This window comes from Pseudomonas serboccidentalis (assembly GCF_028830055.1).
In the GTDB taxonomy this organism is placed as follows: Bacteria; Pseudomonadota; Gammaproteobacteria; order Pseudomonadales; family Pseudomonadaceae; genus Aquipseudomonas; species Aquipseudomonas serboccidentalis.
The window spans coordinates 5,413,976-5,426,690 of the sequence record NZ_CP101655.1 but is presented as its reverse complement, the minus strand read 5'-3'; the positions used below and the strand labels follow the sequence as shown (position 1 = coordinate 5,426,690).

The 12,715-nt window shown below is 60.8% G+C and carries 12 protein-coding genes and 1 other RNA gene; 4 read left to right on the top strand and 9 right to left on the bottom strand.

Annotation, left to right across the window (positions count from 1 at the left end; genetic code table 11):
- Positions 1 to 4: 4 nt before the first annotated feature.
- The 9 genes from mraY to rsmI all read right to left on the bottom strand — a co-directional run bounded on the left by mraY (position 5) and on the right by rsmI (position 9,072).
- The gene (mraY, locus tag NN484_RS24740) at positions 5 to 1,087 is read right to left on the bottom strand and encodes a phospho-N-acetylmuramoyl-pentapeptide-transferase (protein ID WP_215502350.1); all 1,083 of its coding nucleotides are present in this window, start codon (positions 1,085 to 1,087) and stop codon (positions 5 to 7) included.
- Positions 1,087 to 2,454, bottom strand: a complete 1,368-nt coding sequence (locus NN484_RS24735; RefSeq protein WP_274658139.1) for a UDP-N-acetylmuramoyl-tripeptide--D-alanyl-D-alanine ligase — start codon at positions 2,452 to 2,454, stop codon at positions 1,087 to 1,089. The genes mraY and NN484_RS24735 overlap by 1 nt, the downstream gene beginning before the upstream one ends.
- Entirely contained in the window at positions 2,447 to 3,910 is a 1,464-nt protein-coding gene (locus NN484_RS24730; protein WP_127648161.1) for a UDP-N-acetylmuramoyl-L-alanyl-D-glutamate--2,6-diaminopimelate ligase, read from the bottom strand. The genes NN484_RS24735 and NN484_RS24730 overlap by 8 nt, the downstream gene beginning before the upstream one ends.
- Entirely contained in the window at positions 3,910 to 5,649 is a 1,740-nt protein-coding gene (locus tag NN484_RS24725) for a peptidoglycan D,D-transpeptidase FtsI family protein (RefSeq protein WP_174823762.1), read from the bottom strand. The genes NN484_RS24730 and NN484_RS24725 overlap by 1 nt, the downstream gene beginning before the upstream one ends.
- Positions 5,649 to 5,942: a cell division protein FtsL gene (ftsL, locus tag NN484_RS24720; RefSeq protein ID WP_003228022.1), complete on the bottom strand. Its 294-nt coding sequence runs from the start codon at positions 5,940 to 5,942 to the stop codon at positions 5,649 to 5,651. The genes NN484_RS24725 and ftsL overlap by 1 nt, the downstream gene beginning before the upstream one ends.
- Positions 5,939 to 6,886, bottom strand: coding sequence for a 16S rRNA (cytosine(1402)-N(4))-methyltransferase RsmH (rsmH, locus tag NN484_RS24715; RefSeq protein WP_164747831.1), 948 nt, complete (start codon positions 6,884 to 6,886; stop codon positions 5,939 to 5,941). Before rsmH ends, ftsL begins: the two co-directional genes overlap by 4 nt.
- The gene (gene mraZ / locus NN484_RS24710; protein WP_003205355.1) at positions 6,883 to 7,338 is read right to left on the bottom strand and encodes a division/cell wall cluster transcriptional repressor MraZ; all 456 of its coding nucleotides are present in this window, start codon (positions 7,336 to 7,338) and stop codon (positions 6,883 to 6,885) included. Before mraZ ends, rsmH begins: the two co-directional genes overlap by 4 nt.
- Before the next feature lie 401 nt (positions 7,339 to 7,739).
- Positions 7,740 to 8,093, bottom strand: an RNA gene (rnpB, locus tag NN484_RS24705) — RNase P RNA component class A.
- Between the two features lie 73 nt (positions 8,094 to 8,166).
- Positions 8,167 to 9,072 (bottom strand): 16S rRNA (cytidine(1402)-2'-O)-methyltransferase, encoded by a 906-nt coding sequence (gene rsmI / locus NN484_RS24700; protein WP_127648159.1) that lies wholly within the window; start codon positions 9,070 to 9,072, stop codon positions 8,167 to 8,169.
- A gap of 177 nt (positions 9,073 to 9,249) precedes the next feature.
- On the opposite strand from rsmI, the gene NN484_RS24695 reads away from it, so the two are divergent.
- The 4 genes from NN484_RS24695 to NN484_RS24680 all read left to right on the top strand — a co-directional run bounded on the left by NN484_RS24695 (position 9,250) and on the right by NN484_RS24680 (position 12,696).
- On the top strand, positions 9,250 to 11,061 hold the full coding sequence (locus NN484_RS24695; RefSeq protein WP_274658138.1) for a penicillin-binding protein activator: 1,812 nt from the start codon (positions 9,250 to 9,252) through the stop codon (positions 11,059 to 11,061).
- Positions 11,061 to 11,423 (top strand): YraN family protein, encoded by a 363-nt coding sequence (locus NN484_RS24690; protein WP_274658137.1) that lies wholly within the window; start codon positions 11,061 to 11,063, stop codon positions 11,421 to 11,423. The genes NN484_RS24695 and NN484_RS24690 overlap by 1 nt, the downstream gene beginning before the upstream one ends.
- Positions 11,424 to 11,527: 104 nt before the next feature.
- The gene (locus NN484_RS24685; RefSeq protein WP_007961622.1) at positions 11,528 to 12,121 is read left to right on the top strand and encodes a phosphoheptose isomerase; all 594 of its coding nucleotides are present in this window, start codon (positions 11,528 to 11,530) and stop codon (positions 12,119 to 12,121) included.
- The gene (locus tag NN484_RS24680) at positions 12,118 to 12,696 is read left to right on the top strand and encodes a BON domain-containing protein (RefSeq protein WP_127648157.1); all 579 of its coding nucleotides are present in this window, start codon (positions 12,118 to 12,120) and stop codon (positions 12,694 to 12,696) included. The genes NN484_RS24685 and NN484_RS24680 overlap by 4 nt, the downstream gene beginning before the upstream one ends.
- The last annotated feature ends 19 nt before the right edge of the window (positions 12,697 to 12,715 follow it).

Sequence of the window (12,715 nt, the reverse complement as noted above, 5' to 3'; positions counted from 1 at the left end):
CGTTCTACCTCAGCTTCAGGGTGGCAAGGCCGATCAGCACGAGAATCACGGTGATGATCCAGAAACGGACGATCACGCGTGGCTCGGGCCAGCCCTTGAGTTCAAAGTGGTGGTGAATCGGTGCCATGCGGAACACACGGCGACCGGTCAGCTTGAAGGAAGCAACCTGGATAACCACGGACAGGGTTTCCATCACGAACACACCGCCCATGATGAACAGCACGATTTCCTGACGCACTATCACCGCGATGGTGCCCAGTGCCGCGCCCAGCGCCAGTGCACCGACGTCGCCCATGAACACTTGCGCCGGATAGGTGTTGAACCACAGGAAACCGAGGCCGGCACCGATCAACGCGCCGCAGAACACGATCAGTTCGCCCGCGCCCGGCACGTAAGGGATCAGCAGGTATTCGGCGAATTTCACGTTACCCGACAGGTAGCAGAAAATGCCCAGGCCACCGCCGACCATCACGGTTGGCATGATTGCCAGGCCGTCGAGGCCGTCAGTCAGGTTGACCGCATTGCTCGAACCGACGATCACGAAGTAGGTCAGCACGATGAAACCGGCACCCAGCGGAATGCTGTAGTCCTTGAGCATCGGCAGGATCAGCGTGGTTTCCACCGGCGTGGTAGCGGTCATATAAAGGAAGATCGCCGCGCCCAGACCAAACACCGATTGCCAGAAATATTTCCAGCGGCTTGGCAGGCCACGGGAGTTCTTCTCGATCACCTTGCGGTAGTCGTCGACCCAGCCGATGGCGCCGAACAGCAGGGTCACCAACAATACGACCCACACGTAGCGGTTGCTCAGGTCAGCCCACAGCAGGGTGCTGACACCGATGGAGGACAGAATCAGTGCGCCGCCCATGGTCGGTGTACCCGACTTGGACAGGTGCGATTGCGGGCCGTCATTGCGAACGGACTGGCCGATCTGACGCTTCTGCAGGGTGCGGATCATCCACGGGCCATAGCACAGCGACAAGACCAGCGCAGTCAGCACACCGAGGATCCCGCGCAGGGTCAGGTACTGGAAGACCGCGAAGCCTTTGTAGAACTGTTGCAGATACTCCGCTAGCAGCAGCAGCATTAATGTTTCTCCAGACTGGACCCGCACAGAGCCGCAACGATGTTTTCCATCGCTGCACTGCGCGAACCCTTGATCAAAATGGTGGTGTTTGTGTCCTGCTCGGCGTCGAGGGCCTGGATCAGTTCGGCTTGCGTGCCGAAGTGATGCGCCTCTTTACCGAATGCGTTTACGGCGTGAACCATGTTCGGTCCGACCGCGTAAAGCGCGGAAACCTTGCCCCGGGCGTACTCGCCCACGTCGCGGTGCCCCTGCTCCGCCCAGTCGCCCAACTCGCCGATATCTCCGAGCACCAGGACGGTGCGGCCGGAAAAGCCGGCGAGTATATCAACGGCAGCGCACATGGAGGTGGGGTTTGCGTTGTAAGTGTCATCGATCACGCGCATGCCGTTTCTCGCCAGTTGCGCGACGGTGCGACCCTTGACCGGTTGCACGGCGCCAAGCCCGGTGGCAATGCCGAACAGCGACACGCCCAAGGCGTGAGCGGCAGCGGCAGCAGCCATGGCGTTGGCGACGTTATGCGTGCCGAGCAGGTTCAACTGAACGTGCTCGACACCTTCAGGTGTATGCAGTTTGAAGGCCGGGCAACCACGGGCGTCGGTGCTCAGGTCACTGGCGTAGAAATCTGCCTGAGAATTGCTCAGGGAGAAGGTCAGCACCTTGCGTGCGCCGGCGCGGGTCTTCCAGATACCGAAGGCCTTGTCGTCGAGGTTGAGCACGGCAACGCCATCCGCCGCCAGCCCGTCGATGATCTCGCCTTTGGCTTCGACGATTTTTTCCGGGCCGCCGAATTCACCGACGTGTGCGGTGCCGGCATTGTTCAGAATCGCCACATGCGGCCGGGTCAACCCGACGGTGTAGGCGATTTCGCCCAGGCGCGAGGCACCCAGTTCGATCACGGCCGCGGTATGTTCCGGGGCCAGTTCGAGCAGGGTCAGCGGTGCGCCCAGATCATTGTTCAGGTTGCCACGGGTAGCGAGTACCGGCCCACGCGTACGCAGGATGCTCGCCAGCATCTCCTTGACCGTGGTCTTGCCGCTGGAGCCGGTGATGGCAGCGACCGGCTGTGTGAACGCGGCACGGTTCAACGCCCCCAACTGGCCGAGGGCCTGACGGGTATCCTTGACCAGCAATTGCGGCAAGGTGCTGTCGGGCACTTCGCGCTCGACCAGCGCCGCGACGGCGCCTTTGCCGGCAACCTCGTTCAGGTAGTCATGACCGTCGAAACGCGGACCGGTCAGGGCAATGAACAACTGCCCGGGCTTGATCGCGCGGCTGTCGATGCTGACGCCGTCGAAACTGGCATCGCTGCTGACCAGACGTGCGTCGAGCACGTTGCTCAGTTCGCTCAATGTCAGGGCCTTAAGCATGGGCCACCTCCCATGCAGTGAGGGCATGATCGGCTTCGACCAGATCGGAGAAATCGTGACGCTCGCCGTTGATTTCCTGATAGTCCTCGTGGCCTTTACCGGCCAGGACAATCACGTCATCCGCCGAAGCACCGGCGATCAACTGGGCAATCGCCTGACCACGACCGGCAACGAAGGTGACTTTATCCACAGCGGTGAAGCCTGCGCGGATGTCATCGAAAATCTGCGCCGGATCTTCCGTGCGCGGGTTGTCATCGGTGACCAGTACGCGGTCAGCCAGACGCTCGACCACTTCGGCCATCAGCGGACGCTTGCCACGATCGCGGTCACCGCCGCAGCCGAACAGGCACAGCAACTGGCCTTTGACGTGTGGGCGCAGCGCGGTCAGAACTTTTTCCAGGGCATCCGGGGTGTGGGCGTAATCGACCACCACCAGCGGCTGAGTACCGCCACCCAGACGCTGCATGCGTCCGGCCGGGCCTTCGAGTTTCGGCAGCACCTTGAGAATTTCGTCGAGGGCATAGTCCAGACCGAGCAAGGCGCCGACGGCTGCCAGCACGTTGCTCAGATTGAAACGGCCGAGCAGTGTGCTGCGCAGATGATGCTCGCCTTGTGGCGTGACCAGCGTGGCGCGCACGCCGTGATCATCGAACTGCGCTTCACGGCAATAAAGGTAGGCGCTGCTGTCGAGCAGGCTGTAGCTGATCAGACGCGAGTCACGTTTTTCAGCGGCCAGTTGCCGGCCGAAATCGTCGTCGAGGTTGACCACCCGGCACTTCAAGTCATTCCAGGCGAACAGCTTGGCCTTGGCCTCGGCGTACGCTTGCATGGTGCCGTGATAATCCAGGTGATCGCGGGACAGGTTGGTCATCACCGCCACGTCGAACGCCAACGCGGTGACCCGGCCCTGATCCAGACCGTGGGACGAAACTTCCATGGCCACGGCTTTGGCCCCGGCCTTTTTCAGGTCGGCCAGGGTGGCTTGCACGGCAATCGGGTTCGGCGTGGTGTGCAGACCGCTTTGCAGCGCGCCATAGAAGCCGGAACCCAGAGTCCCGACAATGCCGCAATGCTGACCGAGCAGATCCAGTGCCTGCGCGACCAGTTGGGTCACGCTGGTTTTGCCGTTGGTGCCTGTGACGCCGACCAGGTTCAGGTGACGACTCGGCTCGCCATAAAAACGCCCGGCAATGTCGGACAGCTGCGCAGCCAGACCCTTGACCGGAATCAACGGCACTTCGGTGATCGGCAGCACGGTGGCGCCTTCCACTTCGTAGGCAACCGCCGCCGCGCCGCGCTGCAAGGCATCGGCGATGTGCGCACGGCCATCGAATTTGCCGCCCGGCACGGCGAGGAACAAATCACCGGCGCGTACGTTGCGGCTGTCCAGCGCCAATTCACGGATCAACAGATCGTGGCCGGCGTGGGGAAATATCTTGTTCAGACTCAGAGACATCAGCCGCGCCCTCCATTGGCTTTCAGCGGAACGACCGGCGTAGCGTTGGCCTGTTGGGTGGTCGGCAGGTTGTCCGGGGTCACGTTCATCAGACGCAGGGTGCCGGACATCACACGGCTGAACACCGGCGCCGAAACCAGACCACCGAAGTAGCCGGCCTTGGACGGTTCATCGATCACCACAACGATGGCGTAACGAGGATCGCTCATCGGACCGAAACCGGCGAACAGCGAGCGGTAGGAGTTTTCGGCGTAGCCCTTGGTGCCCACCGATGTTTTACGTGCAGTACCGGACTTGCCAGCCACGTGATACGCCGGCACCTGCGCACGGAACACGCCGCGCGGTGCTTCGATCACTTGCTGCAGCATGCCCTGCATGGTTTTCGCGACCGATTCCGGCAGCACCTGGGTGGTCTGCGGCGCCTTGTCGGTTTTGATCAGGGTCAGCGGCGCGAGACGACCGTTGTTGGCCAGCGCCGAGAACGCGTGCACCAGTTGAATCGCAGTCACGGAAATACCGTAGCCATACGACAGCGTTGCAGTCTCAGCCTTGCGCCAGTCGCGGTAGTTCGGCAGGTTGCCGACGCGCTCGCCCGGGAAGCCGAGGCCGGTGTCCTGGCCCAGGCCGACTTTCTGTGCGAGGCGGTAAATGGTTTCACCACCGATATCGAACGCGACCTTACTCATGCCGACGTTACTGGAATTGATCAGAATACCGGTCATGTCCAGCACCGGACCTTCGCTTTTGGAAACGTCCTTGATCGTGTATTTACCGATCTGCAACGTGCCCGGATACACCTCGACGGTGTCGGTCGGTTTCCAGCGGCCGGACTCGATGGCAGCGCTCATCGAGATCGCTTTCATGGTCGAACCCGGTTCAAACACGTCGATCATCGCGCGGTTACGCATCATCGCCGGTTGCAGGTTGCGACGGTTGTTCGGGTTGTAGGTCGGCTGGTTGACCATGGCGAGGATCTCGCCGGTCTTCACGTCCATGATCACCAGACTGCCGGCCTTGGCGCCGTTCTCGATGATCGCGTTGCGCAGTTCGCGGTTGGCCAGGTATTGCAGACGCAGGTCAATCGACAACGCCAAGGGCTTGCCGGCCTTGGCGTTCTTGGTGACCTGGACATCCTTGATCAGCCGACCGCGCCGATCCTTGATGACCTGCCGCTTGCCCGGCACCCCGGCCAGCCACTCGTCGTAGGCCAGTTCGACGCCTTCGCGCCCGTGATCGTCGATGTCGGTAAAGCCGACCATGTGCGCGGTGACTTCACCGGCCGGATAAAAGCGGCGGAATTCTTCGATGCCGTACACGCCCGGCACTTTCAGGTCGAGCACGGTCTGGCCCTGCTCGGGGGTCAACCCGCGCACCAGATAAATGAATTCTTTGTTAGCCTGGGCTTCAAGGCGTTCTGCCAGGGCTTTCGGATCCTGACCCAACGCTGCCGCCAATGCCGGCCACTTCTCTTTGGCCGTCTGCATTTCCTTGGCGTTGGCCCACAGGGTGGTCACCGGGGTACTCACGGCCAAAGGCTCGCCGTTGCGGTCAGTGATCAGACCACGGTGAGCCGGAATCGGAATGTGACGGAGACTGCGCGCGTCGCCCTGCCCCTTGAGGAAATCGCGGTCAACCACTTGCAGGTCGATGATGCGCCAGCAGATCGCCGCGACCATGACGCCAAGCAGTGCCACCATCAGACGGAAGCGCCACGGAAAGAGTGCCCCTTCGAGTTTCATCATGGCGCCACCATCTTCACGTCAGCCGCGCCCGGGATGTGCATTTTCAGTTGTTCGGTGGCCAGCACTTCGATCCGGCTGTGGGCGGTCCAGGTACTTTGTTCGAGAATCAGGCGCCCCCACTCGGCCTGCGCCTTGTCGCGCACGCTGAGTTCGTTGTAAAGAGTGTTGAGCAACTGGCGGTTCCAGTGCGCGCTGTAAGACACGCCGATGGCCGACACGAGCACGCCGATAAACAGCAGCAGCATGATAAAGCTGCCGCCCGGCAGGGGTTTGGCGAAAAGCTTGCTCACCGCAACTTCTCCGCGACACGCATGACAGCGCTACGGGAACGTGGGTTGGCTTTGAGTTCGGCGTCGGAGGCCGTCTGCGCTTTGCCATGGATCTTGATTTTCGGTTCGAACGCCACGTGGCGAACCGGCAGATTGCGCGGCAAGTTGTCGGCTTCGCCTTTCACCAGCTTGCGCATGAACAGCTTGACGATGCGGTCTTCCAGCGAGTGGAAGCTGATGACCACCAGACGGCCACCCACCTCCAGCGCATCCAGCGCGGCTTCGAGGCCGGTTTCCAGATCGCCCAGTTCGTTGTTGACGTGAATGCGCAAACCCTGGAACGCACGGGTAGCCGGGTTCTTGCCCTTCTCCCACGCCGGGTTGGCGACTTTCAAGACTTCGGCCAGGTCGGCGGTGCGCTCGAACGGTTTGATATCGCGGCGCTCGGCCACGGCACGGGCCATCCGGCCGGAGAAACGTTCTTCGCCGTATTCCTTGAACACCCGGGCGATTTCTTCCACCGGTGCGGTGTTGACGAATTCGGCGGCGCTGATGCCTCGGGACGGATCCATGCGCATGTCCAGCGGGCCGTCGTTGAGAAAACTGAAGCCGCGCTCGGCGTCGTCAAGCTGCGGCGAAGACACGCCCAGATCCAGCAGGATCCCGCTGACCTTGCCGGCCAGACCGCGCTCGGCCACTTCCGAACCCAGCTCGGCAAAGCTGCGCTGCACAACGACAAAGCGGCCGTCTTCGGCCGCTAGCGTTTGCCCGGTGGCAATCGCTTGTGGATCTTTGTCGAATCCGATGAGCCGACCGTCCGTCCCGAGCTGGCTGAGGATCAACCGACTGTGCCCGCCGCGCCCGAACGTACCGTCCAGATAGCAGCCATCAGGACGTACGGCGAGAGCCTCGACGGCTTCGTCAAGCAGTACGGTGATGTGGTTAAAGCCGCTATCAATAGTCACAGGATCAAATCACGCAGTTCGTCAGGCATGGCGCCCGGTTGTTGAATAGCAGCAAGGTCAGCGGCAGATACCGCGTTCCATGCATCCTCGTCCCACAGTTGGAACTTGTTCAGTTGGCCTACCAGCATCGCGCGCTTGTCCAGCTTGGCGTATTCGCGCAGACGCGGTGGAACCAGAAAACGACCACTGCCATCGAGTTCGAGGTCGACGGCATTACCAATCAATAAACGTTGCAGGCGACGGTTCTCTTCGCGAAGCGAAGGGAGTGCACGCAACTTGGTTTCAATAATTTCCCACTCGTCGAGCGGGTAGACACACAGGCATGGATCAACGGCATCAATGGTCACGATCAATTGGCCGGAACTACGCGAAACGAGCTCGTCACGGTACCGGCTCGGCATGGCGAGACGGCCCTTTGCATCGAGACTGATAGCGTTAGCTCCGCGAAACACGTCAGCGTTTCTCCAATTTTTATCGTTTTGAGCTCAAAAAACCCACTTCATGCCACTTTCCGCCACTTGCGCACACTATAGGAATGCGCCCACCACACCGTCAAGGCGCGGATTAAAGGAAAACCCTTACAGAACGGAGATTTAGGAGCTTAAAAGGAGGGGTAACGAGAATCTGACGGATACTTTTGACCAATAACTTGATGCAGCACTGAGAGCTGCGCTCGAAAGTTAAAGTAATTTGTTAAGAGTAAGATTTTTTCGGTATTACAAAAGCGCTTCTGCTGTTGATTGAAGCAAGGTGGGAAATGGCTATTACTGCATTTGCCGCTGCCGAACTTTAGCGCAGGCCTGCCGATAATACACAGCCCTGATGCCTTTGATTCAAGCAGGGAAAGAAAAAGGTGGAGAGTCGATCTGTAAGCCGGGTTCTGTCTTGAACAGTCATTCGTCTACGATGGCCATCACTGGACATCTTTAGCAACCTACCCGGTCCCAGCGCGGGCCACGCCTTGGGACCCTATTTGGTCTTGCTCCAAGTGGGGTTTACCTAGCCACGAACTGTTGCCAGACGTGCGGTGCGCTCTTACCGCACCTTTTCACCCTTACCGGCGCCGAAGCGCTTAGGCGGTTATTTTCTGTGGCACTTTCCGTAGGCTCACGCCTCCCAGGCATTACCTGGCACTTCGCCCTATGGAGCCCGGACTTTCCTCCCCCCCCTAATTTTCATAGAGGGCAGCGACTGTCCGATCGACTCTCCGCCGCGCAGGTTAACGGCAGAGCGCCCGAAGAACAAGCGCTAATAGCCGCGAAACCTGTCTGCGCGACGGGCTACTCGCCCTTCTGCTTGTCCAGTGCGACCTGGTACAGCACGTTTTTGCGCTCACCGGTAATTTGCGCAGCCAGCGCCGCGGCACGCTTGAGCGGCATCTCTTCCAGCAGCAGATCAAGGATGCGCATCGCCTCGCTGCTGACGGCGTCTTCGGACTCCGGCGCGGACCAGCCGGCCACCAGCACCACGCATTCGCCGCGCTGCTGATTGCTGTCGGATTCGACAAACGCCCGCAGCTCGGCCAACGGCAAACCTTTAAGCGTCTCGAAAGTCTTGGTGATTTCACGGGCCAGCAACGCCTGACGCTCGCCGCCGAACACCGCCTCCATGTCCTGCAGGCATTCAAGAATGCGATGCGGGGCTTCATAGAAAATCAGCGTGCGCGGCTCTTCCTTGACCGCTTCCAGACGCGCCTTGCGCCCCACCGACTTGGCCGGCAGAAACCCTTCAAAGATGAAGCGATCGGACGGCAGCCCCGCCGCCGACAACGCCGCGATCAACGCACAGGCACCCGGTACTGGCACCACATTGATCCCTGCCGCCCGCGCCTGACGCACCAGGTGATAACCCGGATCGGAAATCAGCGGGGTACCGGCATCGGAGATCAGCGCAACGTTGTCGCCCGCCAGCAAGCGGGTAATAAAACGGCTACCTTCATCACGCTCGTTGTGCTCATGGCACGCGGCCAACGGCGTGGCAATCCCGAAGTGCTGCATCAACCGCGCCGAGTGACGCGTATCTTCAGCGGCGATCAGCGCTACTTCGCGAAGGATTTTCAGGGCCCGGGCGCTGATGTCGTCCAGGTTGCCGATGGGCGTCGCCACCACATAAAGCGAGCCAGCAGCGGAATTCAAAGGACCTGGAGCAGTCAAAGCGCACACCTCATGATCGGTAAAAGCCGGCATTGTAACGCGTCACGAGACTTGCGATGCGTTCCGGCCGACGCCGGTTTTGCGCGTCTTTGTGCGATGCCGCAACATTTGCTTCAGCTAAATTGACGGTTTCACGCCAGTAACATCGCGCCCCGGCCAGCGCTTGGGTACAATTCCACGCTAATTTGATCGAGTATCAGGAACACTTACATGATCGCTTGCCTGCGGCTGTTCACTGCCCTCTGCTTCGCTGCCTTGCTGGCGGCCTGCGCCAGCTCCCCTTCCTCCAGCCTTGGCGAACTTCCACGGACTCCGGATGCCAGCATCGAGCAACTGCTCGAACAGGCGACCCAGGCCAAGACGCCGGAAAAAGCCGCCCTGTTGCGCCTGAGCGCGGCAGACCTGGCTTATCGCCAAGGCAACGCCGGCCAGTCCGCGCAGATCTTGCAACAAGTGCCGATGGAGCAGTTGAAGCCTGGCCAGCAGATCTTCGCCAGCACCCTGTCTGCTGAACTGGCGATGACGCGCAATCAGCCCAAGGCTGCGCTGACCGCCCTGAGCCATCCGAGCCTGCAACACCTGAGCGAGATGCCGGAAGAGCAGCAGGTGCGCACGGGCACCGTGCATGCCCGCGCGCTGGAAGCCGACGGCCAGACCCTGGCAGCCGCTCGCGAGCGCATCTTTATCGCGCCAATGCTCAAAGGCGAAGCCGCCAGCAAGAACCACGAAGCGATCTGGACCCTGATCGCCTCGCTGCCGACAGATCAACTGCAACCCAACACCGCCGACGATCTCGGTGGCTGGATGGGCCTGGCCCTGGCGGTGAAAACGGCCGGCACCCTGGAGCAGCAGCAAGCCGCGATCGATGCCTGGCGCGCGCAGAATCCAAAACACCCGGCCGCGATCAACCTGCCGTTGCCGCTGACCAAACTCAAGGAACTGGCCAGCCAGCCCCTGAGCAAGATCGCACTGCTGCTGCCGCAAGACGGCCCGCTGGCTTCGGTCGGCAAAGCGCTTCGTGAAGGCTTCATGGCGGCGCACTACCAGGCGCAACAGGCCGGTCAGAAGCCGCCAGCCATTGAGTTCTACGACAGCTCCAAGCTGACCTCGATGGACGAGTTCTACCGCAAGGCCCAGGCCGATGGCGTGCAATTGGTAGTCGGCCCGCTGGAAAAACCGCTGGTCAAACAACTGAGCACTCGCCCGCAACTGCCGATCACTACCCTCGCGCTGAACTACAGCGAGGGCGATCAAGGCCCGGCACAACTGTTCCAGTTCGGTCTGGCCGCTGAAGACGAAGCCCGCGAAGTCTCGCGTCGGGCCCGTGCCGACGGCCTGCACCGCGCAGCGATCATGGTGCCGAAGGGCGAATGGGGCGACCGCGTATTGCGTGCGTTCAGCCAGGACTGGCAGGCCAATGGCGGCAGCATCGTTGCCACCGAGCGTGTCGATCAGCCGGTGCAACTGGCCCAGCAGATCGCCGACATGTTCCAGCTGCGTCAAAGCGAAGCCCGCGCCAAGAGTCTGCAGAATGCCGCCGGCACCAACGTAGCCGCACAGCCTTCGCGTCGTCAGGACATCGAATTCATCTTCCTGGCTGCCACTCCGCAACAGGCGCAGCAGATCAAGCCGACCCTGAACTTCCAGTACGCCGGTGACGTTCCGGTCTACGCCACCTCTCACGTCTACAGCGCCAGCGGTGATGTGAACCAGTACAACGACATGAACGGCGTTCGCTTCTGCGAAACCCCATGGTTGCTCGAAGCCAATGACCCGCTGCGCCAACAAGTCACCGCACAATGGCCACAAGCGGCCGGCAGCCTCGGCCGTTTGTACGCGATGGGTGTCGACGCCTACCGCCTGGCACCGCGCCTGGGTCAGTTGAAGGCCCTGCCGGACAGCCGCATCGAAGGTCAGTCGGGCAGCCTGGGCATGACCCAGACCCAACGCGTGGTACGCCAGTTGCCTTGGGCGCAGTTCGTCAACGGTCAGGTTCAACGCCTGCCGGACACCCCGCGCTAATGCCCGACAGCTCGCACCTGCAAAGCGGTAAAGATGCCGAGCGCCAGGCGCTCGATCATCTGCAACATCAGGGTCTGCGCCTGTTGGCGCAGAACTGGTCATGCAAACGCGGCGAGCTTGATCTGGTCATGCTTGATGGCGATACAGTAGTATTCGTGGAAGTCCGTTACAGAAAAAACACTCAATGGGGTGGCGCGCTCGCTAGCATCGATGAGCGCAAACGGCAGAAACTGATTTTCGCCGCACAGTATTTTCTTCAGCGCGAGTCGCGCTGGGCCGACTCCCCTTGCCGCTTCGACGTGGTGGCCATCGACAGGCACCCGGATCAGTTGAACTGGCTGCAGAATGCGTTCGATGGTTGATTCTCTGCACACCACCCCGGACACTTTCACCGACAACTTTTGCTCTTTGCTTTGCGGGCTGCACATTCACGTGCCGAACAGCCGCGCTACTTAAGGTCACACAGATGGACATGCAATCCCGAATTCGCCAGCTTTTCCAGGCCAGTATCGACACCAAGCAACAGGCGATGGACGTACTTGCACCGCACATCGAGCAAGCCAGCCAGATCATGGTCAATGCCCTGCTCAACGAAGGCAAAATGCTTTCGTGCGGCAACGGTGGCTCTGCCGGCGACGCCCAGCACTTCTCATCCGAACTGCTGAACCGCTTCGAGCGCGAACGTCCGAGCCTGCCCGCCATCGCCCTGACCACCGACAGCTCGACGATCACCTCGATCGCCAATGACTACAGCTACAACGAAGTGTTCTCCAAGCAGATCCGCGCGCTCGGTCAGCCAGGCGATGTGTTGCTGGCCATTTCGACCAGCGGTAACTCGGCAAACATTATTCAAGCGATCCAGGCCGCACATGATCGCGAAATGATTGTCGTAGCATTGACTGGCCGCGACGGCGGCGGCATGGCATCACTGCTGCTGCCTGAAGACGTCGAGATTCGCGTACCGGCCCATGTCACTGCACGTATTCAGGAAGTCCATCTGCTGGCGATCCATTGCCTCTGCGATCTGATCGACAGCCAACTGTTCGGGAGTGAAGAATGACCCCTAATCGCCTTGGCCTTCTGGCCTTGACCCTGTGCCTCGGCATCAGTGGCTGCACCTCGGTGGTGAATGCCAGCCGTGAAGCGCCGATTGAAGACGACCGCGGCACCCGAACCTTCGGTAGCAAAATCGATGACTCGCTGATCGAGACCAAAGTCGGCGTCAACGTGGCCAAGGCCGACCCGGCCCTGGACAACGATTCGCACATCGTCGTCACCAGCTTCAACGGCGTGGTGCTGCTCGCCGGCCAGACGCCGCGCGAAGACCTCAAAGCCAAGGCCGAACAGGCCGCCGCCAACGTCCAGCGCGTGAAGAAGGTGCACAACGAGCTGCAAGTGCTGCAACCTTCCTCCCTGCTGGCACGCCAGAACGACGCCTGGCTGACCACCAAGATCAAGACTCAGATGCTGACCGACGCCAACATTCCCGGCTCGCGCATCAAAGTCGTGACCGAGAACGGCATCGTCTATCTGCTGGGCCTGCTGACCAAGCAGGAAGCTCAACAGGCGACCAATCTGGTGCAAAGCGTTTCCGGCGTGCAGAAGATCGTGAAGCTGTTCGAATACATCGACTGACCTACACCCCTGTAGGAGC

Excerpts from the sequence above, each read along its gene's own strand:
- mraY (WP_215502350.1), bottom strand. The coding sequence starts at position 1,087 with ATGCTGCTGCTGCTAGCGGAGTATCTGCAACAGTTCTACAAAGGCTTC.
- NN484_RS24735 (WP_274658139.1), bottom strand. The coding sequence starts at position 2,454 with ATGCTTAAGGCCCTGACATTGAGCGAACTGAGCAACGTGCTCGACGCA.
- NN484_RS24730 (WP_127648161.1), bottom strand. The coding sequence starts at position 3,910 with ATGTCTCTGAGTCTGAACAAGATATTTCCCCACGCCGGCCACGATCTG.
- NN484_RS24725 (WP_174823762.1), bottom strand. The coding sequence starts at position 5,649 with ATGAAACTCGAAGGGGCACTCTTTCCGTGGCGCTTCCGTCTGATGGTG.
- rsmI (WP_127648159.1), bottom strand. The coding sequence starts at position 9,072 with ATGCCGGCTTTTACCGATCATGAGGTGTGCGCTTTGACTGCTCCAGGT.
- NN484_RS24695 (WP_274658138.1), top strand. The coding sequence starts at position 9,250 with ATGATCGCTTGCCTGCGGCTGTTCACTGCCCTCTGCTTCGCTGCCTTG.
- NN484_RS24690 (WP_274658137.1), top strand. The coding sequence starts at position 11,061 with ATGCCCGACAGCTCGCACCTGCAAAGCGGTAAAGATGCCGAGCGCCAG.
- NN484_RS24685 (WP_007961622.1), top strand. The coding sequence starts at position 11,528 with ATGGACATGCAATCCCGAATTCGCCAGCTTTTCCAGGCCAGTATCGAC.
- NN484_RS24680 (WP_127648157.1), top strand. The coding sequence starts at position 12,118 with ATGACCCCTAATCGCCTTGGCCTTCTGGCCTTGACCCTGTGCCTCGGC.